Here is a 24824-nt window from a genome sequence, read left to right as displayed (position 1 = left end):
TAAATCTTCTACTCTCATTTCGTAAACATAAAGTATTTTTGGTTTTACATCTTGAAGAATTTAATCAAATTCGGTAGCAAACAAGCGTATTTATATAAAAGTAATTGAACAAGAAAAGGGCGCTTTCCTGTTTGAAGGATCGCGCTCATTTTTATCCAAGAAAGCTTGGACTTGACTTTTCGCTTTTGAAATATCCAGACCAACGACTGTATTCATTCTAAATATCCTCCTAATCTAGTGGATTGCCCGTTACCTTATTTCTCCTTGTAGTGTCACAGCTTCGCTAGTTATATGAGATCAACGTCCCAACCAGCCTAATCATGTTTCTACAAGCACGGGCAAACAGTTTAGTTGACGGGGTTTATCCCCACGAGCAGGTAGGTTTTGCCCCGGCTACCGTTATAATAAAAACCATATAAAAAATGGTCAACCAGAATTATTTTCTGGCTGACCTTATACGAACGGGTGCGTTAGCTGATTAAGGAACAATTAAAAATGTAAACGGGATTAATAATTTATTCTTATAACTTTATAGTAATTCAGTATTTTACTGAATCGCGAATAGGTGATACAGTTTTTTTATATTTACAAATATAAGGAGGTTATATATGGAATATACAGAAACGATTTTTAAAAGCTATTTCTTCTTTCTCTTTCAATAGACAAATGAGAAAGGAATGATCTATTTATTGACATATTGTGTGATGAGGCTATTAATCTTTCGTTCAGGGAGGACAACCTATGAAAAGGTTTTTTGCTTTTCAAGTTTTAATTGCATTGTTTATTGGAGCACTTATCGGACATTTTTTTCCTGAACTTGGCCAATCCTTAAGACCAATTGGCGACGCTTTTATTCATCTTATTAAAATGATTGTTGTGCCTATTGTTTTCACTACCATTGTCATTGGGTCATCGGGCGACGGAAACATGAAAAAAATGGGTTCATTAGGACTTAAAACAATTATATGGTTTGAATTTATTACCACTCTGATTCTAGGTATAGGTCTTTTACTTGTTAACATTCTAAAGCCTGGTGCTGGGCTTAATTTATCCCACCTCGTTCAAAAGGATATCACACAATTAAATGAAAGCGTTACCAAAGTTGTCGATTTTAAAACGATGCTTGTTAACATCATTCCAAGCAACATTGTTGATGCGATGGCAAAAAGTGATTTATTAGCTGTTATATTCTTCGCTATTTTATTTGGTGCAGCTGCTGGAGCAATAGGCAAAAAGTCAGAGCCGGCAATGAAGTTTATGGAATCAGTTGCAAATATCATGTTTAAACTGACACAAATGGTCATGGTAACCGCACCGATTGGTGTACTATCTCTCATGGCAGCCTCTGTGGGTCAGTATGGTATTGCCCTTTTAATCCCTATGGCAAAGTTGATTGGGGTTGTGTATCTTGGGCTTGCTATTGTTATTTTCATTCTGTTTCCAATAATTGCTTGGTTCTTGAAGATTTCTTACTTTAAAGTGTTTCGAATGGTATGGGATTTGTTCCTTATCGCTTTTTCTACAACAAGTACAGAAACCATTCTGCCTCAGTTAATGGATCGTATGGAAGCATACGGTTGTTCGAAACGTGTTGTTTCATTCGTTATTCCTTCTGGGCTATCACTGAATTGTGATGGTTCGACATTGTACCTTTCTGTTTGCTCTATTTTCCTAGCACAGGCATATGGCATCCCAATGGATTTTGGCCAACAGTTGATTGTAATGGGGGTTCTCGTTGCAACCTCAAAAGGAATTGCTGCTGTTCCATCCGGTTCGCTAGTTGTCCTTTTAGCTACCGCCTCAGCAGTAGGGCTTCCTGCAGAAGGCGTCGCAATTATAGCAGGCATTGACCGTGTGCTGGATATGGCACGTACAGCTTGTAATACTCCTGGACATGTTCTCGCTTGTATTGTGGTTTCGAAGTGGGAAAAAGAGTTCCGTCAGGAAGAATGGAAAGCTCAAACCGAACAGTCAAGCATTCGGCAGGTACCACCAACATTTTGATGATACGTTAAGCAGTATCATTACATCAGAAGAATTGGGAAAAGCAATGATACAAGTAGCAAAGACTGGATATTCTCGCCCCATTGTTGAAAGTCATGAGTAAAACCAATGATGGGGTCTGACACATATTATGATTAGTCATCTTGAAGACTTTTTTTGAATTGTATTGCTGTTGGGTGGGTGAAGAAACTGGGAAGCGAGAAGGTGAGATACCTTTGAGAATCAATGGCTTTGACATTGATCAGGAAAAACGTTTGTGAAAGTTGAGAAATAAGAGTCTTCCTTCACTAACACTGCGTTAGTTTAAATCGGAGCTGCCTTTAAGGCAGCTTTTTCTTTATGCAACTATCGCGGCAGATTACCGTTTTTGTTCATTATGACTAACCATTTTGATAGATTCAGCCAGTAATGAATTCCCACGATGGCGGTGTCTAAACGGTTTATTCGTTTAAGTTCTTTGATCGAACTTAGAAATTTAGTAAACCCCTCATCGTTATTTTCAAAGGTTAGAGGATGACCGACCAAATTCCTCGATAGTTAACAGCTCAAGCAACATGAAATTGTTGTGCAATATCAATTCTTACAACAAGATGACGATTCGTGATTCTTTCAATTAGTTGATGTTGTTTGTTTTGCATTTTAAAATTCATAGTAGGTTCCTCCTTAAGAATTGAGTTAGATTGGTCTCTATACTCGTATCTTACTGAGGGGCTCTATTTTTTTCAAACCTGATATTTAACGATCTACAGGAATGCTAACGGGTGAGTGGAACTTGATCCCGTGAACTAAACTGTCCGCCCCTACTTGTAGAAACATGTTTGAGGCTGGTTGGGACTTAGATCTCGTATAACAAGCGAAGCTATGACACCGCATGGATGACTAAGGGGTACTGGTTAGTAAGTAGAGGAGGGAAAAATAATGAATCCAGTTGTTGGTCTGGATGTGGCAAAAGGAGAGAGCCAAGTTCAGGCATTTTTAGATCAATCTAAACCGTATGGGTAGAGCTTTTCAATAAAGAATATCAAAGAGGAATTAGATCATTTTTTAGACTTTCTAAAAGAAGTTGAAGAGGTGACAGGGCAGATGAATTAATAAAGGAGTTATGTACATTTTTTATTCAGTAATGGATGAAATTGTAGATGATTATTACCCAAGCATTTATAAAAAGTGAAGATGAATTGAATGAAATAGAAACGAAAAAAACAAATCAAGATTTAATTGAAAATTATGTTAAACATCCTTATGCAAAAAAACTATTGGTTCTGTGATGCCTTTAATTATCTCATAATAACAGTTTACTCGAAGGCATAGCAGAAGGGATTAACCTTGGTAATCAGTATATAAAAGTTAAGCCAACGACATCTAAAATATGATACATCGCATTTTAGATGTCGTTGGCTTAGTTGGCTTAATATTACTTAGAAACGGGCTGAACATTATAGTATTCTTCGAGTGTCACCCCTTGAGCTTGAATGTCTTTTGCTATCTCTATACCTACATAACGAATATGCCAAGCCTCATATTTATAGCCTGTAATTTCTTGCTTACCTTCTGGGTAACGAATGATAAATCCAAACTCACTTGCATGTTTAGCTAACCAATCAGCCTCTTTAGTTTGACCAAAACATTCCTCAGCAGCACAAGTGCCATTAATGCCACTTACATCAATAGCCAAGCCTGTTTGGTGTTCACTGGTTCCTGGATATGCACTATAAGTTTTAGCCTTTTCAAGCCCATCCCTTTCTACATAATTATTAAAAATAGCTTCTTGCGTTTCCTGTGAACGAAAAGCCGATACGCCGGCTAATTTAATATCTTCTTCTTCGGCCTTAAGAAATAATTTTTCCAAGGCTTCCCCGGCCTCTTTTCGCATCATTCGTTTTTCGATTTTTTCCTTGAAAATAAACGGTACATTTGGATAAAAAAGGTCAGCAGGTCTGTATTTATCAGGAAGTGGATTTAACTTATTTACTAATACGGGAATGCTTTGAGGGTTTGCAGAGACTTTAATAGCCTCTTGTTGAATCGTGTTAATATTAGGTTCATTTTTCTTTGAGTTAGAAACTGAATTTATCGTACCAACACTTTGATCGTGTATATTATCTTCTTCCTTAGAGTTATCCTTAACTGTACAGCCTAAAGTACATAATAAAATAAACGTTAGTAAAGCTATGGTGTAAATGGATCTTAACATAGTGCGGCCCCCAGGTTCAATTTGTTACTAATCCTGATTAATATTTTTATACAAAAATTTAACAATCGATATGTTAGGGAGGGAGAAAACAAAAATGAACTGTCCTATCATTTAGTCTCTTATATACATCACATTTCGATTAATCATTCAATATGAAAATAGATCTTAATAAAAAAGAAAATAGTCGATAGATTCCCATAATTTAAGCATGAAATCGTATATCATGTATTTGTCTTTATAAATCGTAATTGTTACTATTTATAATTTGATAAAACTCACAATATCAAATAAGAAGATAAAAATCAATATCTTTAAAGTACATTCCTACTAATTTCTGTAATGCCTACTCATCTTTTTCCTTCTGTGCTTTATAGAAATCCCCCGAATACCCAAACTAACTCCTTATCTGCGACCTGGTTTCCCATTTCTTTTAAATCGTTTTTGCTGCACCGATATGTAAAGGTGAATAAAATTCAAAGGGATAAACATGGAAAAAAAGAAAATTGAAAATTATGACATTGTTCAAGCGGCAATAGTGTAAAAAAAACTTGACCAAATATTGACACTTTCTAACATTATGCTATAATTCATTTTGTAATTGATAATCGTAATCATTACTATTTGTGTTGAATAATACTTTATGAAGAAAGGAAAACCAAAAAATATAAGTGTAGAGGGTAGTTGAGATGATCCAGGAAATAGATTTTATAAAATTTAATCCAACACAAAATATGACAATTCTCGTTAAAACTAATTATCTAGTTGAAGAGTATAAGCACATTGCTTCGAAAATCATGTCATACAACAGCGTGCATGCAGAACAAGTTGGATTTATAGAAAAACCGATAAATAATAAAGCAGCTGCAAAGTTACAAATGGCTGGTGGTGAGTTTTGTGGTAATGCTTGTATGGCACTGGCAGCTTTTATAGCATCTGAAAAAGGACTAAAGCATAATGATTTGGCGGAGATAATATTAGAGGCCTCAGGCACAGATAAATTAATAACATGTCAAATGAAAAGAAATTTAGATGAATATCACTGTCTGATTACTATGCCTATTCCTAAAAAGATAGAACAGAGAACAATAAAGTATGATGGCAACGATTTGAATATGATTATAGTGAGATACCATGAATTTATACACATTGTGATAGAAGTGGAGGAATTTAGTAAAACAGTAAGGGAAAAAGCGCAATCTTTAGCAAAGTTGCTTGGAGTAACTTTAGGTGCTAACTTGATCGGCGTTTTATTGTATAAATCGGAATCTAAGGAAATGGCTCCACTCATTTATGTCCCACATTTAGATAGTTTGATATGGGAAAGGGGGTGTGGTTCAGGTACAGCCTCCTTAGGAGCTTATTTAGCTTGGAAGAATAAAGGGGAGATTGTTACAAATATAAGGCAACCCGGTGGCGATATTAAAGTATTTGCTACTTGTCATGGAGAAGAATTAACAAGCCTTTTGATTGAAGGGTCAGTCCAAATAGTAGCACAAGGCAAAGCTTTTATAGATGGTTAGTTATAACAATGTACTGGGGGAAAATTAATGAATGCATTAATAACTTTTCAAGAATATTTAAGTGAGTTTTCACAAAAATTTGATGGTTTAGCAGGAAGTTATGATAATACAATCAATAATTGTTCAGAGATAGAGAGTTTAATAGATGACTATTCAAAATTCATAACAAACGAGAGGAATAAAGAAGCTTGGAAACAATTAGAACTACAAGAATCTAGTGATTTGAATCAACTTGTGATGAACCTAAGAAGAAAATCGGCACTTTGTGTAGCTATTATGGAGAAATATCGTGCAATCAAGCTACTGGATGGAAATAGTGAAAAGGCAGACTATTTTAAAAATATAGAATCATGTATTGAAAAAGAATTTGGCAGTTTTCAAATTACTTCGGAGTCAAAAGTATTGTTAGTAGGATCAGGTTCATTTCCAATGACGCCATTATTAATCGCTAAGCGAACAGGAGCAGAGGTTGTAGGCATAGATATTGATGATGAGGCTATTCAACTTGGACGAAACGTAGTAGAGAAATTAGGAAATGGATTAAATATTAGATTAGAAAAAATATTAGTGGAAAATCTTGATTTTACGAAAAACGTGACTCATATCATTTTTAGTTCAACTGTTGAAAGTAAATATTACATATTGGATCAATTACATACATTAACGAATGAAAACGTAGTTGTTGCTATGAGATATGGTAATCATTTGAAGTCCTTATTTAATTTTCCATCAAGAGAGGTTGATGGGCAGAAGTGGAAGATAGTTGAAGAAATATTGCGTCCAGATCATGTGTTTGATATCGCATTGTATAAAAAAGCATAGCTTACTAAATTGTAAGAAAAGGAGGCCTTTATGAATGATTTTAAGCGAGTCCTACTATTAGGCACTGGCCCAACATCTATCCAACTAGCTATGAATCTAAAAAACCAATTGAATTGCTACGTAGGAATTGTTGGGAGAGAATCTGTTCGTTCAGAAAATTTTTTTGAGGCACTTAAGGAAAGTAATCATTTAGTTCGTGTAAGCGTTCAAAATGAAAAGCATCGAACTATGCAAGGTGAATGCTTTATTGATCAAGTTTTTAGGGGTTATGGAACAATTAAGGGTGAATGGGATACTATTATTCTTACTGTAACAACGGATGCTTATATAGAAGTATTAAAACAAATTAATAATGAGAAATTAAAACAAGTAAGGTGTATTGTATTAATTTCTCCGACTTTCGGTTCCAATAGCTTAATCAATAATTATATGAACCAGCTTAATTCAGATTCGGAAATTATCAGTTTTTCTACATATTACGGTGATACACGATGGATGCACGATAAACCTTCTAATCATGTTTTAACAACAGCAGTCAAGAAAAAAATTCATATAGGCTCTACACATTATCCATCTAAAAATGTCGAGGGACTATGTAAGTTATATGAACAATTAGGTATTACTCTTGAAAATATGAAATCTCCAATAGAAGCAGAAACGAGAAATATTTCTTTATATGTTCACCCACCGTTGTTTATGAATGATTTCACACTACGTGCAATATTTGGTGACTTAGAAAGCAAGAAATATGTTTATAAACTTTATCCTGAGGGGCCCATTACACAATATTTAATTAGGGATATGCTGGCTCAATGGAAAGAAATCATGAATATCTTAGGGAAATTAAATATAGAAAATTTAAATCTACTTAAATTTATGACAGATGATAATTATCCCGTGAGATTGGAAAGTTTATCACGTCATGATATAGAGAATTTTAATCATTTAGAAGCTATCCATCAAGAATATTTATTATATATACGTTATACCGCACTGTTGATCGATCCTTTTTCAGAACCAGATAAGGATGGGAAATATTATGATTTTTCTGCTGTTCCAATTAGAAAAATGTTCGTCAATAGGGAAGGATATTTGGATATCCCTAGGATGCCTAAAGAAGACTATTATCGTATAAAAATAATTCAAGGAATAGCAAAATATTTAAATTTAAATTGTCCAACAATAGATAAATTCATTAAAACATACGAGAATAAAATTGAAAAAGTGGCTCAATCCCATGAAGATGAATTGCTATCTAATGCATTTGTTGTTCAAAGCTTTGATGAAGATTTGAATATGATATGCAGTGAAATAGGAAAAAGTATAAGCGCAAAGAAGTAGGAATAGTACTTGTCTTAAGTTAATAGAGTAATACTGTGTAAATAGTAATAATTACGATTTATAAAAGGGGATTTTTTCAATTTAGATCATATTTGACCAGTAAAAGGTGAATTAATTCAAATTAGTAAGGCTAAAGGGAGAGAAATATATTGTTAGTTAAAAAATTTAAGTTAGCATCTCTAATATTTTTGGTTTTATCTATTCTAGTTGCCTGCTCTGCAGAAAAATCTAATAGTAAGAAAAAGGAAGGTGCTGATTCAACTGATAGCTCAAAAGAGTTAGTTTATGCATCCTCCAAAGATATTAATGATATAAACCCGCATCTGTATACAGGTTCAATGCCAGCTCAAGGAATGGTCTATGAATCATTGGTTGAAAATACAGAAGATGGGATTAAACCTTTGCTTGCTGAATCCTGGAAAATTTCAGAAGATGGAAAAGTATACACTTTTCATTTAAGAAAAGATGTGAAATTCCATGATGGAGAACCATTTAACGCAGAGGCAGTAAAGAAAAATATTGAGGCTGTGCAAAACAACGTAGAAAAGCATGCTTGGATTAAATTATCCACAAAAATAGAAAGTGTAAATATAGTAGATGCTTATACAGTTGAACTTGTGCTATCAGAAGCATACTACCCAACTTTGGTTGAATTGTCTATGACCAGACCTTACGTATTTTTATCACCCAAAGATTTTATAAACGGGGGAACTAAAGATGGCGTAAATGGATTTAATGGTACAGGACCATATATTCTCACTAAACATAAAACTGATGAGTACGCCACTTTTAAAGCGAATGAAAACTACTGGGGTGGCTCACCTGAAATTAAGAAGATTACTTCTAAAGTTCTTCCAGCAGGGGAAACGACATTTTTAGCTTTACAAAAAGGAGAAGTAAACTTTGTTTTTACTGATGACCGCGGTGCAGACAGTCTTGATGTAGAAGCAATGAATCAATTAGTTGATTCAGGTGATTTTCAGTTGGTTAGAAGTGAACCAATGAATACGAAAATGATTGTAGCAAATAGCAGTAAATCTGATAATCCAGTAAGTGAAACAGATGTTCGTGAAGCCATTTGGCACTCGATTGATAGAGAAACCATTAGTAAGGATATTTTAAATGGTACGGAAACAGTGGCCAATACACTATTCTCACCTAACGTCAATTATGCAGATGTTGATTTGAAGAAAAGAGGCTATGATTTAGAAGAAGCGAAAGAGATTTTAGAAGAATCAGGATGGGCAGCAAAAGATGGTTCTGATGTTAGAACAAAAGACGGCAAAAAATTAGCAATGAAACTTTATTATGATAGCAATTCTTCCTCCCAAAAAACCCAGGCTGAGTTTATCCAAGCTTCAGTAAAAGAGATCGGTATTCAGCTAGAAATTATCGGTGAAGAGTCAACTTCAATTGCTAATAGAAGATCGACGGGTGACTATGATCTATTATTCAATCAAACATGGGGACTTGCGTATGATCCACAAAGTACAATCTCTGCTTTTACTTCTGAGGCATCTTATTTACATACTACAAGCGGTATTGCAAACTCAGATGAACTCTACAAGAAAATTGATGAAGTAATGGTGTCACCTGATGAGAAAACACGAAAATCGTTATATGCGGATATTTTGACGATTGTACATGATGAAGCAGTCTTTATTCCCATTTCAAATGGCAGTGTCACTGTAGTTGCCCCCAAAAATTTAAAAGGCATATCATTTAAGCAAACGCAATTTGAGTTACCATTTGAACTGATGAACTTTGAATAGAAATATAAATAAAAAGGGGAAGATTCCCCTTTTTATTTATGTGAAGAGTAACCTTTTAAGTATTATATTGCAGAAGTAAGTGTGGTTTTAAAAATTTCTATTAAAAGGAGATTTTCTATGGGAAGTTACATCATTAAGAGACTATTCATATCAATCCCTTTACTTTTGGTCATTTCATTTTTAACGTTTATTTTAATTAATCTTTCTCCCTTAGATCCAGTTGAAGTGGTATTGCAAGCGCAAGGTGTTCCAACAATAACAGATGAATTAATTGCTCAAACGAAAGATGAGTTGGGGATGGATAAACTATTTATTTTACGATACTTCGATTGGGTTATTGCTTGCTTACAGTTGGACTTTGGGGTTTCCTACGTGACAGGAAAACCGGTTTGGTCGTTAATTGGTCCTGCTTTTCTAAATACGTTAAAACTAACGTTGGTTTCATCTGTTGTCATTATTGTTCTATCGATACTTTTAGGTGTGATCTGTGCGATGAAAGAGGGGAAAATTATGGATAAGTCAGTAAGGGGATTTTCATTTTTCCTAACGGCAATGCCGTCATACTGGATGGCGACTCTTATGATTTGGTATTTTTCCGTAAAAGTGGATTTATTGCCAACAAGCGGAATGGAGTCGTATAAAAGTTATATTCTACCGGTTATTGTCATTGCGATAAGCTATGCAGGCATTTATTTTAGGGTCGTTAGAAGTTCGATGTTGAGTAATTTAAATGAAGACTATGTACTGTATGGAAGGGCATGTGGCTTAACAGAGAGGAAAGTCACCATGCACATCTTAAGAAATTCATTGCAAGTGGCCATTTCGATATTTTGTATGGCTATACCTATTATATTGGGAAGTACAGTCGTTATAGAAAATGTATTTGCTTGGCCAGGATTAGGAAGTTTAAGTGTTCGAGCTATTCTAGGCCGGGATTTCCCGATTATACAAGCGTATGTACTTATTTTAGCAGTGGCCTTTGTATTATTTAATACCATTTCCGACATTATAAACGCTGTGATGAATCCTAAATTAAGGAATGATATCTAAATGAGACTATTTGAAAATTTAATAAAAGATAGGTTAGGCACAATTTCTCTCATAGTTATCGTTGTAACAATCGTTGTTGGCATTTTCGCCCCTATATTTGCTCCACATGACCCTGAAGAGGTAAATATGAGCCTTCGTTATGCTTCTTCATCATGGGATTACCTATTAGGTAATGATCACTTAGGACGATGTATTTTATCCAGAATCATTTATGGCATTCGTCCCAGTGTTTTATGGGTTTTAGTTGCATTATTCATATCTGTCTTGATTGGAGCGGTTTTAGGATTTCTAGCAGGCTACTTTAGAGGAAAAGTAGATGCCACTGTAATGAGAATTTGTGACACGATGCTATCTTTTCCAGGATACGTAATGGCATTAGCTGTTGTTGGTATTTTAGGTGTGGGGCTTGAAAATATATTGATTGCGTTTACCTTGATTAAATGGGCATGGTTTGCTCGAATAATCAGAACGTCTGTTATGCAGTTTGCTGAAAAAGAATATGTGAAATTTGCCAAAGCATCAGGTATTAGTGACGTGAAAATTATTTATAAGCACATGGTTCCTGTTACATTTTCTGATATCGCAGTGATTTCGAGCAGCTCAATTGGTTCGATGATTTTGCAAGTATCAGGCTTTTCATTCCTAGGGTTAGGAATTCAAGCCCCAAATGCTGAATGGGGAATGATGTTAAATGAGGCAAGGGAAGTAATGTTTACAAGACCAGAATTAATGTTAGCTCCTGGACTAGCCATTATTATGGTAGTATCTGCATTTAACTTTTTCTCTGATGCACTTCAAGTTGCCATAGACCCTAAATTAATTACCTCAAAAAATAAGCTTCAAGAAGAGTTAACAATCTCTAAAATTAAGCTTCAAAAGAGGTGGCAAAATAATCTATGAATATATTAGAAGTTAGAAATCTGAGAATATGGGATAGTAGCTCCGGTAAAGTGATTATCTATAATAGTTCATTCCATTTAAAGCAAGGAAGCTGTCTGGCAATTGTAGGAGAAAGCGGAAGCGGTAAGTCTCTGACTTGTAGGTCAATAATGCGATTAAATAAATCCTGGCTTCACCAATCAGGAGACATTTTATTTAAAGGCGAAAACTTAAACGAACTTTCAGAAAAGGAGATGAGAAAGAGAAGGGGAAGAAAACTTTGCATGATTCTACAAAATGGGATGAGTGCATTTGACCCTTCCTGTGTAATTGGGGTTCATTTTAAGGAAACGCTTGTTGAACATTTCGGTTGGAGTAATAAAGAAATCGAAGAAAAAATGAAAAATGCTATGGAAAGTGTCATGCTGAAAAATCCGATAGAGATTATGAATAAATATCCACACCAGCTATCGGGTGGAATGTTGCAGCGAATAATGATTGCGTTAGCATTAGTATTAGAACCAGACATTATTATTGCTGATGAACCAACAACAGCTCTAGATACTATTTCACAATTTGAAGTCGTTGAGCAATTTATAAAAATACGGGAAAGAATGGGCTGCTCTATGATCTTTGTTTCTCATGACTTGGGAGTTGTTAGAGCAATTGCTGATGAAGTTATGGTCATGAAGGATGGAGAAATTATTGAAAGAGAAAAATCAAAAACTATATTTTCAGAACCGGAACATGACTATACCAAATATTTAGTATCTACTAGACTAGCGTTGAGTAATCATTTTAATAAAATAATGGGGAGAGCTTAAAATTGCTAAAGGTTGATAGTGTGGAGAAGTCTTATAAAAGTGGTGGACTCATTTCAAACAAAAGACAAAAGATTTTGAACAATATTAGTTTTGAATGTGGAAGTGGCGAATGTCTCGGTATTATCGGAGAAAGTGGGAGCGGGAAATCCACCTTAGGTCGTTTACTAATAGGAATTGAAAAGCCAGATCGGGGAACCGTTTTATTTCAGGGTGAAAATGTAGGGGATAGAAGAGTGAGATCGGGTAACATTAGCGCTGTTTTTCAAGACTATAAATCTTCCATTAACCCATTTTTTACAGTTGAGGAAGCCATTATGGAGCCATTAAAAATTAAGAGCAAGCTCAAAATAGAAATTCAAAACAGGATTGATAATCTATTGAATCAAGTTGGGTTAAATCCGTCCTACAGAAAAAGATATCCTCATGAATTATCAGGGGGAGAGGTTCAAAGGGTATGTATTGCAAGGGCCATTTCCACAGAACCAAAATGTATTTTATTAGATGAAGCAATCAGTTCTTTAGATGTATCAGTTCAAATACAAGTGCTTGAATTACTTAAGGAATTAAAAAACCTCTACAATATGAGCTATGTATTTATTACTCATGATATTCAGGCCGCCGCCTATATTTGCGACAGGTTCATTATTTTTAGAAATGGTCAAATTGAAGAAGTAATTAAAATCGAACAATTAAAAAACGTTCAGTCAGAATATGCTAGAAAATTATTGGACAAATTAATAACTTTTTAGATTATTTTCGAACTAGGAGGAGAAAAAATTGTGAGTGGAGCTATGTCTTGGCCGTTTCTGCGTTTATATCTGTTGGTTCTTCTTTATTTTAGTGCCAATGCCATTCTAAATGTTATTATCCCCTTACAAGGGGAATCATTAGGAGCCAGCAATACTGCTATCGGCTTGATTATAGGGGCGTATTTATTTACAACCATGTTCTTTCGTCCGTGGGCAGGTCAAATCATTCAAAAGCATGGACCGATAAAAGTGTTGCGCATTATTCTTATAGTCAATGGTTTTGCTTTAATATTATATACGATTACTGGGTTAGGCGGCTATCTAGTTGCCCGTATGTTACAAGGGGTGTCGACAGCTTTTTTTTCCATGGCATTGCAGATAGGCATTATTGATGCACTACCAGAGAAGGATCGCTCTCAGGGCATCTCACTTTATTCTTTATTCTCTTATATACCAGGTATTATTGGACCTATACTGGCATTAGGAATTTGGCAAGGAGGTATGGATTATTTTACAGTAGTGATGATAGCAATTGCCATCACTACAGGGGTGTTTGGCTATAGTGCCAAAATGGAAAAAGGAAAGGATCAACCTGCTTCAGTTAAAAATGAGCAAGGAGTAAGTATGTTTAAGGCATTTAGTCAGTTGGTAAAAAATCCGTTTCTGTTTAAATGCAGCGTATTGATGTTAGTTACCTCCATTGTATTTGGAGCGATTACAACCTTCCTACCACTGTACGCTATGCAATTAAAAAACGGCAATGCTGGAATTTATCTCATGCTTCAGGCTGGTACCGTTGTCTTTGCTCGTTTTACTTTAAGGAAAAGGATTCCTTCAGACGGTAAGTGGCATTCATCTTTTATCATGGGGGCTATGCTTCTTTTAGCAATAGCGGCGCAATGTGTAAGCGTATCTATAACGGGTGGGGCTTTCTTTTTCTATGCAGGTGCGATTTTAATGGGGATAGCTCAGGCAATTATCTATCCAACGTTAACAACGTATTTAACCTTTGTATTGCCTAAGGTAAATCGAAATGTGTTACTTGGTTTATTTATTGCTATGGCTGATTTAGGTGTTTCGCTAGGTGGTGTCATTATGGGGCCGATAGCTGATTTTTCCTCATACTCATTTATGTATATGATTTGTGCTATCTTAGGTGTAACGATGACCATTTTTGCATATGATCGAAGAAAAATATTTGTTGGGTAAATATAAAGGAGTCTTTCAAAAGTATTATATATGACTTTTGGAAGGGTTTGTTAAATTTAATATTTTAATCTTATAGAGGATAATCTTTTTATAGTATACCTTTTCTTTTTAATGGCTAATTAATTATGTATGAGATACGCATAAATTAAGAATGAATGTAAGTTGGCATAATTAAAAAGATAGTAAAAGAATTAAATTACCAGTACTGGCGGAATGTATATCCAAATCGTAATTATTCCAATTTACAAATCGTAATTATTCCAATTTACAAATCGTAATAATTACGATATACTACAAATGCTAAAAAAGAGTGAATATATATCGGAGGGTAATTTCATGAAAAAGTTTAACAGAATGTTAGCTCCTGTATTTGCAATCCCACTTATGCTTGTCGGATGTCAACAAGGGGATGGTAATGAGAGGGCGGAAAATCAAATAAAGAAGGATACTGATAAGATTCAAATAGTCACTACTTTTTATCCAATGTATGAGTTTACAAAAAATGTTGTTGGCGATCTCGCTGAGGTAGAATTATTAATTCCTTCTTCCATAGAGCCTCATGATTGGGAACCTTCACCAAAGGATGTAGGTAATATACAAAATGCAGACTTATTCGTCTATGACAGTGAGTATATGGAGACATGGGTGCCTGATATCGAAGAGAGTTTAGATTCTAAAAAGTCTACTTTTGTTAAAGCGAGCGAAGGAATCACTCTAATGGAAGGTGAAGAGCATGAACATGCAGAGGAAGAAGAGCAAGCACATAGTCATGAAAAGGATCCACACGTTTGGTTAAGCCCTGCACTTGCACAAAAAGAAGTTGAGAATATTAAGGATGCATTAATAAAGGTTGATCCAAATCATAAGGAAGAGTATGAAAAAAATAGTGTGGCTTATATAGAAGAACTAAAGGACCTAGATAAAGAATTTAGATCTACACTTGCAGATGTTTCAAGTAAAGAAATTATTACTCAACATGCAGCTTTTGGATACTTAGCAAATGAATATGGTCTTAAACAAGTAGCAATCGCCGGCTTGTCTACTGAAAACGAACCAAGTCCTGCTAAGCTTGCAGAATTGAAGAATTTTGCATTAGACCATAATATAAAAACTATTTTCTTTGAAGAAGTAGCATCCCCAAAGGTAGCAAAAACTCTAGCAGATGAAATAGGGGCGGAAACTCAAGTACTTAATACCTTGGAAGGATTAAGTGAAGAAAATCAAAAAAAAGGCGCTGATTATATTCAAGTAATGCAAGATAATTTAGATAAACTAAAGGGTGCATTAAGTAAATAGTTAATGAAATAAAAGCGTGATACATGACATAGTCACGCTTTTTATTTTTTTGTAAAACTGGAAAGGAGTGACATGATTGAAACTTGTAGAAGTAAAAGCAATTAAATTTGGATATGGCCATACTCCAGCACTAGACGATATTTCCTTTCAAATAAATAGTAGTGAATTCATTGGGGTTACAGGACCTAACGGTGCCTCTAAATCAACTCTGTTGCGATTGTTGCTAGGCTTATTAAAGCCTTGGCGCGGAGAGATAAAAATAAGTAAAAGTAATGAAAAAGGACTACCGTTAAAAATTGGATATGTACCTCAACAAATAGCTTCATTTAATGTTGGTTTTCCAAGTACTGTTATTGAGTTGGTGCGTTCCGGGAGATTTCGTAAAGGAAAATGGTTTGCTAGATTGACTGCCCTTGACGAGAAGGTTGTTCAAAATGCTTTGGAAATGGTTGGGATGTGGGAATTTAGGAACCATAAAATCGGGGCATTATCTGGTGGTCAAAAACAAAAAATCTGTATAGCACGTGCTTTAGCAGCTGAACCAGACTTTCTTGTACTTGATGAACCAACAACCGGGATGGATTTTGAAAGTAGAAAAAATTTTTATGAATTTATGAACCATCGAGTTAAGGAGCACAACTGTACGGTCTTGATGGTAACCCATGATCAAGAAGATGTAAAACCTTTTCTTGATAAAATCATTCATCTTGAGAAGGGAGAACGAGATACATGGAAATGTTTGACCTTGAATTCATGCGAAGGGCATTTTGGGCAGGAGGATTAATTGCCATCATTGCTCCAATATTGGGAGTCTTTCTCGTATTAAGGAGACAAGCGTTAATGGCTGATACCCTCTCACACATTTCCCTAGCTGGAGTAGCTGTCGGTTATTTCATTCATACTGATTTAACGCTTTCAAGCTTTCTTGTTGTTATCATTGGTGCCGTTGCAGTAGAGTATATGCGCAGAGCTTACCATTCTTATTCTGAGGTTTCCATTGCCATATTAATGGCTGCTGGTTTATCTCTTGCCCTCTTTTTAATGAGTATTAGTGCTGGTGGCATGACAACTAATGTGGAACAATATTTATTTGGTTCCATTGTAACTATTAGTAATCGGCAAGTATATATCATGCTGATTATAACCTTAATAGTTCTCCTGTATTTTTGGATATTAAAAAAACCGCTATTTTTGTTAACATTTGATGAAGATACTGCATTTGCTAGTGGGATTAATACACATATTCTGTCACTCTCATTCAGTATTTTAACTGGACTAGTAATAGCGGTCATTATCCCTACAATTGGTGTACTGTTAGTATCAGCCCTGCTTGTCTTACCAGCTGCCTTTTCAATAAGGATAGCAAAAGGTTTCAAATGGGTAATTATTACCGCGATAATTACTGCTTTTTTCGGCATCATCACCGGTTTAAGTACTTCCTATTATTTAGGAACTCCTCCAGGAGCAACTATTACGTTGCTTCTTGTTGTCATCTTATTACTGGGATTTGCTTTTCAAAAGATTTACTTTTTAAAAAGAAAAGGTCATTGATATGTACTAAAAAGTTTTTTTGTTAACTTAGGGAAACCGTAAATCTTTCTGAGAGAGGAAGTGCCAATAATCATCTTACAGTGATAAAATGCGCACCTTCTCTCTAGAAAAATGAATAATTTTATTTACATTCCAATATTTTAAATCATTTCATCATCTATTGTCTTTGTCACCAGTATCGTGTACATCGAAATTGACTATTATTTACGCACTAATTAAAAGTTTATGAAAAAAATAAAGAAATATACATCTTTGATTTTCTAATGAAAATATGATTTAATTTTAATGTAAATCGAAATGATTACGATTTAAGACATATGTTTGGGTAGGATTATTTAACTTTAATTTCTTAAAAGAGATTATTCAATAAGGAAAGGAGTTAATAATGATGAACTTACAATATGAAATAAATTCTGTTTTAACTAGAACGGGTTATAAGATGACGAATAAAAGAAAACTATTAATTAAATTGATAAGTAACAGAAACAGTGAATTTATTTCCGCCAGAATTCTTCATAAAGAGGCTAAATTAAAAATCCCCGGTATTAGTCTAGATACGGTTTACAGAACATTGTTTTTGTTGGAGAAAAAAGGATTTATAGAGAAGAAAGGTATGTGGGAAAGAGAATGTAAATATCAATTAGTGTCTGAAAATACGAGGAGTATGATAAAATGCTTGAATTGTGGGAAAAGTGAATCTCTGGATAAAGATAACTGTCCTATTGATTTTTCCAAGGTTTACTTTAATAATCAATTTAAATTACAAAGGTTTGAGTTTTATGGGTACTGTTACGATTGCTTAGAGAAATAGGTAGTAAATCACGTTACATCAAGGGTATTGAATTATTGATATACAATAGTTAATTAAAAATAGTGCCCTAATCACTTACATAACATAAACAAGTTCAACTTCGAACTGTAATATAGATTGTCACTAAACTTTATGATATAAATCGTGATTGTTACGATTTGCGTTGTGAAAAAGTGCAAAGAAAAATGGAAAATAGGATTCATAATTAATTCATTTAGCAGAAGTAATAAGCTTTTTATAAAAGGAGGAATATACATGATTACGATTATAGGAGGAGGCCCAGCAGGGATTGGTATGGGTGTTCTATTAAAGCAGAATGGAATAGATGATTTTATTATTATAGAGAGGGATCAAGTTGGTTCAACATTCTTTCAATGGCCTGAAGAAACAAGGTTTATCACACCATCTTTTACTGCTCATGGTTTTAGTTATTTAGATTTAAACGCGATTTTACCTGATACGTCACCTGCATATACTTTTGGAAAAGAACACTTATCAGGGGAGGAATATGGCGAATATTTATGTATGATTGCTGAACACTACAAGTTGCCAGTTAGTGAAAATACACAAGTACATAAAGTAGAAAAAAGGGAAGAAAAGTATTGGGTACAAATAAGCGAGAAGGGTGATGGTTTTTTCTCAGATTCAGTTATTATTGCTTGTGGCGAATTCCAATTTCCTAAACGTCCTTTTAAATATGGTATACATTACGGCGATGTTACCTCATGGAAAGAAATTGAAGGGGATAGAATCATTATTGGTGGTGGTGAGAGCGCAGCGGATGCGGCCTATCACTTAAATAAAGAAGGGAGAAAAGTGGATGTATATTACTCTGCGAAACAGTGGTTTGATATTGAGGTAGATCCTAGTAGGACCTTATCACCATTTACAAGAGAAAGGCTTGAATCAACAAAAGCGCTTAATGGAATCTTTGAACATCCAATGAGTAGAGCAATCTCCGTCGAAAAGGACGATGAAAAAGGCATGTTTCTCATTCAATTCGAGAATGGAGATGTTGTAGAAACTAAATGGGAACCAATTATCTGTACTGGTTTTGGGAGCGGTGCGAAGCAATTCAAGGAGTTATTTGAATGGAACGAAGAAGGACTACCAATCTTAACTGAAAAGGATGAGTCCACGCAAGCCCCTTCAGTATATTTGATTGGACCGAATGTAAGGCAAAGTAATACAATTTTTTGTTTTATTTATAAATTCCGCCAAAGGTTTGCCATTATTGCTGAGGATATCTTTTTCCATCATAATCTTCCTCGCAATCAAGAGGTTTTTGAAATGTATAAGAAGTCTGCCATGTACCTTGATGACTTATCTTGTTGTGAGAAAGGGTGCGCCTGTTAGGAGGTTAATATGAAAATTGTATTATTAGGTTTAGAATCATCAGGAAAAACTACGATACTCAAAGGATTATTACCAAAAAAATTCCCTACTCAGGGATCTAATGTTAAAGGATCTACCTCTACAATACTAGAAGTGAATGAAAATCAGACCCGGTATATGGATACACCTGGAATCCGTATAGGAAGTGAATTAGTCTCAAGTCAATATACAAGAAAAATGATAAAATCTGCAGATCAATATTGGTTTATAGTTAGAGGCACCCACTTTAAAGAGGAGATTGAAGTCTTAACAGAAGTTTTCCCTTTTGAAGATAAGCCGATTGCTGTCATAGTTAGCTTTGAAGATAAAATGGATCAAGAATCACTAAATGAATTAAATAATTTTAAAGAAAAAAACAAATTCCCTTTATTTATAATGGACACACGAAGAGTTGATTCAAGAGTTGGGGATAAAATACGTGAGTTAGCAAGATCAGTTACTCTTGCAGAAAGTGTGGAAATTAATAATTTACGTATAAAAAAAATAAAGGAATTAAAATCACTGTTCCAAGTGCGAATCTTAGGGCCATATGTGGCTCTTATAACTTTACTAGTTATCTATTCCCTCCCAATTTTTTTAGCCTACCAGTTTTCAAAAAGAGTAGAGGGCATTGTAGAATCAACTATTGTTAATTCTCTTATTAGATGGAGTGGAGGGGCTCCTGAAACCTTAAAAACTGTGCTCTTTGGAGATTTTGGACTACTATCATTGGGTATCTACTCCTTCATTTGGGCTTTTCCGGTTGTGATTTTATTTGGCTTAGCTATTGCGATTACAGAAGAAAGTGGATTAAAGGATCAAATTACAGATGCACTTGATCCACTTATGAGAAAAGTTGGTTTAACCGGACAAGATCTTGTTCCTATCATTAACGGTTTTGGATGCAATGTTGTTGCAATACAATCTAGTCGAAGTTGCAACATTTGTACTAGGAAGAACTGCATATCAGTTATTTCCTTTGGCTCTGCCTGTAGCTATCAGCTAGGAGCGTCTCTATCTGTCTTTGGTGCTTTAGGACATATCTTTCTTATTATCCCGTATATATTCATCTTGATATTAATATCACTTATTCACGGGGGAATTTGGAATAAAAAAACATTGGTACCAATGTTTAAAAAAAGAGAGACTTTCTTGCAATGGCCTTCCGGACAAACTTTATCCTATAGACTAAAGCCTGTTTTAAGTCAATTTCTTGTCCAAGCTATGCCAATTTTTTTAATTATTTGCCTGGTTGCTTCATTATTTGATTTTCTGGGATGGATGGAAATTTTAAAGGAGTTTATCGCACCTTTATTGGTTGTTATTGGCTTATCTACTGATATAGCACCTGCATTTGTTGCAAGTTTATTCCGTAAGGACGGAATATTATTATTGAATGAAGGTTCCGGAATTATGGCAGAACAAATAGCAGTAGGAGAACTATTTATTGCGGTTTTCCTCTGTAGTACATTTACTGCCTGTTTAGTAACCTTAGTAAAAATTATGAAAGAACTTTCTTTTAAAGAGGCATTCTTATTAGCTGGAAAACAAATGATAACAAGTATTTTAAGCGTTATTTTGTTTTCCATTCTTTTATCGTTGTACAATTAAGTTTCTCACTTACGATCATAAATAGGGAACCAATGATGTAGTTAGTACAAGGGCAAATACTTTGGTCAGAAAAATGCGACATCAAGTAGAATTTATAAGGATTTAGAACTCTAAAGAAAGAGATGCAAGAAGTTATTTATAAAAAAAACTTGTAAATAGTAATCGTTACGATTTATAATGGTATAGCTATTAACCATAGCGGGAGAGAAAAAGCAAACCTTAAAAATAAAGTATAGCTGTGTATTATTACATATTAAATCGTAATAGTTTCGATTTGTATAATTAATGATATAAGGGTGCTTTTTGAAAGGAGTGAAAATGTGGGTTCGAAAAGAATTCCAGTTACAGTACTAAGTGGTTATCTTGGTTCAGGAAAGACAACACTACTAAATCACATTTTAACTAATCGGGATAATCTTAAAGTAGCTGTTATTGTCAATGATATGAGTGAAGTAAATATTGATGCTACCTTGGTGAAAAAAGGGGGATTTTCTAAAACCAATGAGAAACTGGTAGAAATGCAAAATGGCTGTATATGCGTACGCTTAGAGAAGATTTACTGATCGAAGTGGAAAAGCTTGCACAGCTAGGAGATATTGATTATATCGTTATAGAATCAAGTGGAATAAGTGAACCAATATCCGTAGCTCAGACCTTCACCTATGTTGATGAAAATTTGGGAATAGATTTGTCTAGATTATGTAAGCTGGATACTATGGTTACCGTTTTAGATTGATTTAGTATCGTCAAAAAATGTTCAAGAACTAAAATCCGTTTTACAAAAATTCAATCCAGAGGCCCGTATTATTGAGAGTGAATATCACTTGTACCACTTACTCAAGTTCTAAACACAGGACTTTTTGATTTTGAGACCTCCAGTCAGGGGGCAGGGTGGCTTAAAGAATTAAATGAAGAGCATGTCCCAGAAACAGAAGAGTATGGTATAGCATCATTTGTATATCGCCGCAATAAGCCATTCCACCCAGAAAGGCTAATGAATTGGATACATAATTGGCCAGTAGAGGTGGTACGCTCTAAAGGATTTCTTTGGTTAGCTACACGGAACGACATTTCCGGACTTCTCTCGCAAGCTGGACCTTCTCTAACTATTCAGGCAGAAGGAAATTGGATAGTGAGTTATCCCGAAGAAGAGCGAATGCAAATTTTAAAAGATGAACCAGAACTCTTGGATAGTTGGGACGAAACATTTGGTGACCGTATAATCGAATTGGTTATGATTGGAATTAATATGAATCAAAAAGAAATTGAAAAAACCTTGGACGAATGCTTACTTACGGAAGCAGAAATGAATCAAGATTGGACGGAATTTAAAGACCCACTACCTTCTTTTTAACAAATATGAGTAAATATAAAACAATGTAGGAGGAAAAAAGATGAGAATTAATATTACGTTAGCATGTACGGAAACTGGAGATCGAAATTATATTACTACAAAGAATAAACGAAATAACCCGGATAGAATTGAACTAATGAAATATTGTCCACGATTAAAAAGACGTACGTTACACAGAGAGACCAAATAAAGCATTAAGAGAATAAATTAAATAAGCAAAAGCATTTATAATAAAACGTAATCATTTCGATTTGAAAAAGGAGAATTATTATGGCGAAAAAATCAAAAGTTGTTAAAGAACAAAAAAGGCAGGAGATGGTGATGAAATATGCAGCCATTCGTGCAGAGTTAAAAGAAAAAGGTGATTTTGAAGCACTAAGAAAACTTCCTAGAGATTCTTCACCTACACGGCTTAAGAACAGATGTGAAGTAACTGGAAGGCCAAGGGGATATCTAAGAAAGTTCAAAATGTCTAGGATTGCTTTTAGAGAGTATGCTCACAAAGGTCAAATACCGGGTATGAAAAAAGCCAGTTGGTAAAATATTCAATCTCCTAACTGCCAGGTGTTAAAATCTGGTAGTTGGTGTTTTTATGGAAATATTAAGGGGTGAAAATATGGAGCGGATTAATCCTATCTTAATGGAATTTTTACTTCGAAGTGTTATCAAAAAATTACCTAATATACACAGAGAAGTTTACCAGTATATTGAGAGTATGGAATATCAATTAGAGGAAGTTTCTGTGGATGAAAAGCAATTTCTTCAGTTAATGATTGAGAAATCTCCATTTAAAGCGGCAGCAGATCACTTCTCTCTCCATATCTCTACAATAAAGGAAATAATGGATGAGGCACAAATGGAAATAGATAAATCTATAGATGAACGGTGTAATCGAATTAAATGGATTGATTATACCGATAAATTAAAGCAATCCGATAAAACTACCCAGCGAGCATTTATCTTCTTATCTTAACCTTAAAACCATCTGCGCAAAAGATAACTGAACCATTCTAATTTAAGTTTTGAGTTATTTTCCAATAATACTTCATTAATTTCCTTTTGAGATAAGGGAAAAAGACTAATCTGGTGACTAGTTCAATATCATTATGCAGGGGCACTTTTACCCTCACAATTTAAGATTGGATGCATGCTATAAACTCGGTATATTGATGAAAAACAACAAATGGAGAGATATTTGCATACAAGGATTGCGTCTTCTTACAGTAAGTAATTATGATATTGATTATACATAAGGAGGTAGTTATGTTTAAGTGGATTATTGTTGGAGGCGGCATACAGGGAACCACATTAGCCACATTTTTATTAAAGACCGGCAAGGTAACCATTAATGAGTTAGCTATTATTGATAAAAATGCTAGGCCTTTGGAAAAGTGGAAAAAACGAGCTGATATCATATCTATGCCGTACCTTCGGTCACCGGTTGTACACCACATCGATGTTAAACCAGATAGTTTAAAAAGCTACGTGAAAAGAAACAAAAATGAATGGCCTACAGCTCTGTACGGATATTATAAACGTCCTTCACTTGATGCTTTCAATGAACACTGTAATCAGCTTATGGAAGAAGTAGCAATTAAAAAAGCCTGGATACAAGGAGAAGCATTAACCCTTGAAAAGACAGATGATCGTTGGTCTGTTTCCTTAATTAATGGGCAGAAGGTATATGGAAAAAATCTTGTCTTAGCTTTGGGGATAGGTGAACAACTTATGTGGCCTGAATGGGCAAGGGATTTGAAGAAAAAAAACCCAGAAAAAGTATTACATATTTTCGATGATAAAGTACAGGATTTCACATCAATTATGGCACCTTTTGCTATCATAGGTGGTGGCATTACAGCTGCACATCTAGCTGTAAAAATGTCAAACCATTTTCCTGCTGAAGTTACATTAATAAAAAGGCATCCCTTTCGAATCCATACCTTTGATAGTGACCCAGCGTGGCTTGGACCAAAGAATCAGACGGGTTATCGAAAAATAACGAACTACCGAATACGAAGAGAACAAATCAAAAACGCCAGACATCGAGGGTCACTTCCGCAAGATTTATATGCAACCTTAACAAATAGAATTAGAAAAGGAACAATCCATGTTGCCGATCATGAAGTGATGGCGATAAAAGCAGAAGATAAACGGGTGCACTTATTCGACGAAAAAAGTAATAAAATCGGAACCTTCGGAATGGTAATATTAGCTACTGGTTTTGAATCATCTTTACCCGGTAAATCTCTATTACAACCTTTTATAGAAAAATATCATTTAAGGTGTGCAGAATGCGGTTATCCTATTGTTTCAAAAAATTTACAATGGGGAGAAAACTTATATGTGACAGGTGCATTAGCAGAACTTGAAATGGGTCCTATAGCACGTAATATTTCTGGTGCACGTCAAGCTGCAAGTTTAATCGTAAATTCTTTATGCTAAAACATAGCGTATAAATCGAAA

The 24824-nt window shown here is 34.7% G+C and carries 23 protein-coding genes and 3 pseudogenes; 23 read left to right on the top strand and 3 right to left on the bottom strand.

What is annotated here, in order from left to right; translation table 11 throughout:
• Positions 1 to 90: 90 nt before the first annotated feature.
• The gene (locus tag NYE65_RS01525; RefSeq protein WP_328178439.1) at positions 91 to 216 is read right to left on the bottom strand and encodes a hypothetical protein; all 126 of its coding nucleotides are present in this window, start codon (positions 214 to 216) and stop codon (positions 91 to 93) included.
• Between the two features lie 525 nt (positions 217 to 741).
• On the opposite strand from NYE65_RS01525, the gene NYE65_RS01520 reads away from it, so the two are divergent.
• Entirely contained in the window at positions 742 to 2004 is a 1263-nt protein-coding gene (locus NYE65_RS01520) for a dicarboxylate/amino acid:cation symporter (protein ID WP_340859608.1), read from the top strand.
• A gap of 381 nt (positions 2005 to 2385) precedes the next feature.
• Here the strand turns inward: NYE65_RS01520 and NYE65_RS27155 are convergent.
• Positions 2386 to 2654, bottom strand: a pseudogene (locus NYE65_RS27155) (IS110 family transposase); the annotation flags it as partial.
• Between the two features lie 268 nt (positions 2655 to 2922).
• Between NYE65_RS27155 and NYE65_RS01515 the strand changes: the two are divergent.
• A pseudogene (locus NYE65_RS01515) lies at positions 2923 to 3084 on the top strand (IS110 family transposase); the annotation flags it as partial.
• Between the two features lie 59 nt (positions 3085 to 3143).
• A complete protein-coding gene (locus tag NYE65_RS01510) occupies positions 3144 to 3272 on the top strand; it encodes a hypothetical protein (protein WP_340859607.1) in 129 nt (42 codons plus the stop codon).
• A 146-nt stretch (positions 3273 to 3418) separates the two neighbouring features.
• Here NYE65_RS01510 and NYE65_RS01505 read toward each other — a convergent pair whose 3' ends face one another.
• Entirely contained in the window at positions 3419 to 4198 is a 780-nt protein-coding gene (locus NYE65_RS01505; protein WP_328178441.1) for a M15 family metallopeptidase, read from the bottom strand.
• A 686-nt stretch (positions 4199 to 4884) separates the two neighbouring features.
• On the opposite strand from NYE65_RS01505, the gene NYE65_RS01500 reads away from it, so the two are divergent.
• The 20 genes and pseudogenes from NYE65_RS01500 (at position 4885) to NYE65_RS01405 (ending at position 24803) form a co-directional block, all read left to right on the top strand.
• Positions 4885 to 5718 carry a diaminopimelate epimerase gene (locus NYE65_RS01500; RefSeq protein WP_340859606.1) on the top strand — a complete coding sequence of 278 codons (834 nt, stop codon included), beginning with the start codon at positions 4885 to 4887 and terminating at the stop codon, positions 5716 to 5718.
• Between the two features lie 27 nt (positions 5719 to 5745).
• A complete protein-coding gene (locus NYE65_RS01495) occupies positions 5746 to 6540 on the top strand; it encodes a class I SAM-dependent methyltransferase (RefSeq protein ID WP_340859605.1) in 795 nt (264 codons plus the stop codon).
• A gap of 30 nt (positions 6541 to 6570) precedes the next feature.
• Complete coding sequence (locus NYE65_RS01490; RefSeq protein WP_328178444.1) at positions 6571 to 7881, top strand: opine metallophore biosynthesis dehydrogenase; 1311 nt, start codon at positions 6571 to 6573, stop codon at positions 7879 to 7881.
• Between the two features lie 149 nt (positions 7882 to 8030).
• Positions 8031 to 9653: a staphylopine-dependent metal ABC transporter substrate-binding lipoprotein gene (gene cntA, locus NYE65_RS01485; RefSeq protein WP_340859604.1), complete on the top strand. Its 1623-nt coding sequence runs from the start codon at positions 8031 to 8033 to the stop codon at positions 9651 to 9653.
• A gap of 117 nt (positions 9654 to 9770) precedes the next feature.
• A complete protein-coding gene (gene opp1B, locus NYE65_RS01480) occupies positions 9771 to 10703 on the top strand; it encodes a nickel/cobalt ABC transporter permease (protein ID WP_340859603.1) in 933 nt (310 codons plus the stop codon).
• The gene (gene cntC / locus NYE65_RS01475; RefSeq protein WP_214795855.1) at positions 10704 to 11603 is read left to right on the top strand and encodes a staphylopine uptake ABC transporter permease subunit CntC; all 900 of its coding nucleotides are present in this window, start codon (positions 10704 to 10706) and stop codon (positions 11601 to 11603) included.
• Entirely contained in the window at positions 11600 to 12406 is an 807-nt protein-coding gene (gene cntD, locus NYE65_RS01470; protein WP_340859602.1) for a staphylopine uptake ABC transporter ATP-binding protein CntD, read from the top strand. Before cntC ends, cntD begins: the two co-directional genes overlap by 4 nt.
• A 2-nt stretch (positions 12407 to 12408) precedes the next feature.
• Positions 12409 to 13155 (top strand): ABC transporter ATP-binding protein, encoded by a 747-nt coding sequence (locus NYE65_RS01465; protein ID WP_340859601.1) that lies wholly within the window; start codon positions 12409 to 12411, stop codon positions 13153 to 13155.
• A gap of 30 nt (positions 13156 to 13185) precedes the next feature.
• Positions 13186 to 14364 carry a staphylopine family metallophore export MFS transporter CntE gene (gene cntE, locus NYE65_RS01460; RefSeq protein ID WP_340859600.1) on the top strand — a complete coding sequence of 393 codons (1179 nt, stop codon included), beginning with the start codon at positions 13186 to 13188 and terminating at the stop codon, positions 14362 to 14364.
• Positions 14365 to 14700: 336 nt separating this feature from the next.
• The gene (locus NYE65_RS01455; protein ID WP_283914854.1) at positions 14701 to 15660 is read left to right on the top strand and encodes a metal ABC transporter substrate-binding protein; all 960 of its coding nucleotides are present in this window, start codon (positions 14701 to 14703) and stop codon (positions 15658 to 15660) included.
• 76 nt (positions 15661 to 15736) lie between these two features.
• Entirely contained in the window at positions 15737 to 16444 is a 708-nt protein-coding gene (locus tag NYE65_RS01450) for a metal ABC transporter ATP-binding protein (protein ID WP_328178450.1), read from the top strand.
• Positions 16390 to 17211 carry a metal ABC transporter permease gene (locus NYE65_RS01445; protein WP_328178451.1) on the top strand — a complete coding sequence of 274 codons (822 nt, stop codon included), beginning with the start codon at positions 16390 to 16392 and terminating at the stop codon, positions 17209 to 17211. Before NYE65_RS01450 ends, NYE65_RS01445 begins: the two co-directional genes overlap by 55 nt.
• Before the next feature lie 388 nt (positions 17212 to 17599).
• Entirely contained in the window at positions 17600 to 18022 is a 423-nt protein-coding gene (locus NYE65_RS01440; RefSeq protein ID WP_340859599.1) for a Fur family transcriptional regulator, read from the top strand.
• Between the two features lie 255 nt (positions 18023 to 18277).
• Positions 18278 to 19378 carry an NAD(P)/FAD-dependent oxidoreductase gene (locus NYE65_RS01435; protein ID WP_340859598.1) on the top strand — a complete coding sequence of 367 codons (1101 nt, stop codon included), beginning with the start codon at positions 18278 to 18280 and terminating at the stop codon, positions 19376 to 19378.
• A 9-nt stretch (positions 19379 to 19387) separates the two neighbouring features.
• Positions 19388 to 21007 (top strand): nucleoside recognition domain-containing protein, encoded by a 1620-nt coding sequence (locus tag NYE65_RS01430; protein ID WP_340859597.1) that lies wholly within the window; start codon positions 19388 to 19390, stop codon positions 21005 to 21007.
• A 320-nt stretch (positions 21008 to 21327) separates the two neighbouring features.
• A pseudogene (locus NYE65_RS01425) lies at positions 21328 to 22361 on the top strand (CobW family GTP-binding protein).
• Between the two features lie 40 nt (positions 22362 to 22401).
• On the top strand, positions 22402 to 22551 hold the full coding sequence (rpmG, locus tag NYE65_RS01420) for a 50S ribosomal protein L33 (RefSeq protein ID WP_098373698.1): 150 nt from the start codon (positions 22402 to 22404) through the stop codon (positions 22549 to 22551).
• An 80-nt stretch (positions 22552 to 22631) separates the two neighbouring features.
• Positions 22632 to 22901 carry a 30S ribosomal protein S14 gene (rpsN, locus tag NYE65_RS01415; RefSeq protein WP_340859596.1) on the top strand — a complete coding sequence of 90 codons (270 nt, stop codon included), beginning with the start codon at positions 22632 to 22634 and terminating at the stop codon, positions 22899 to 22901.
• 76 nt (positions 22902 to 22977) lie between these two features.
• The gene (locus NYE65_RS01410) at positions 22978 to 23334 is read left to right on the top strand and encodes a hypothetical protein (protein ID WP_328178455.1); all 357 of its coding nucleotides are present in this window, start codon (positions 22978 to 22980) and stop codon (positions 23332 to 23334) included.
• 290 nt (positions 23335 to 23624) lie between these two features.
• On the top strand, positions 23625 to 24803 hold the full coding sequence (locus NYE65_RS01405; protein ID WP_340859595.1) for an FAD/NAD(P)-binding protein: 1179 nt from the start codon (positions 23625 to 23627) through the stop codon (positions 24801 to 24803).
• Positions 24804 to 24824 lie beyond the last annotated feature (21 nt).

The sequence above is a fragment of the Peribacillus sp. FSL R5-0717 genome (assembly GCF_038002945.1).
Lineage (GTDB): Bacteria > Bacillota > Bacilli > Bacillales > DSM-1321 > Peribacillus > Peribacillus frigoritolerans.
Note: the sequence above shows the minus strand (reverse complement) of the source record. Positions and strands in the feature narration are given on the sequence as shown.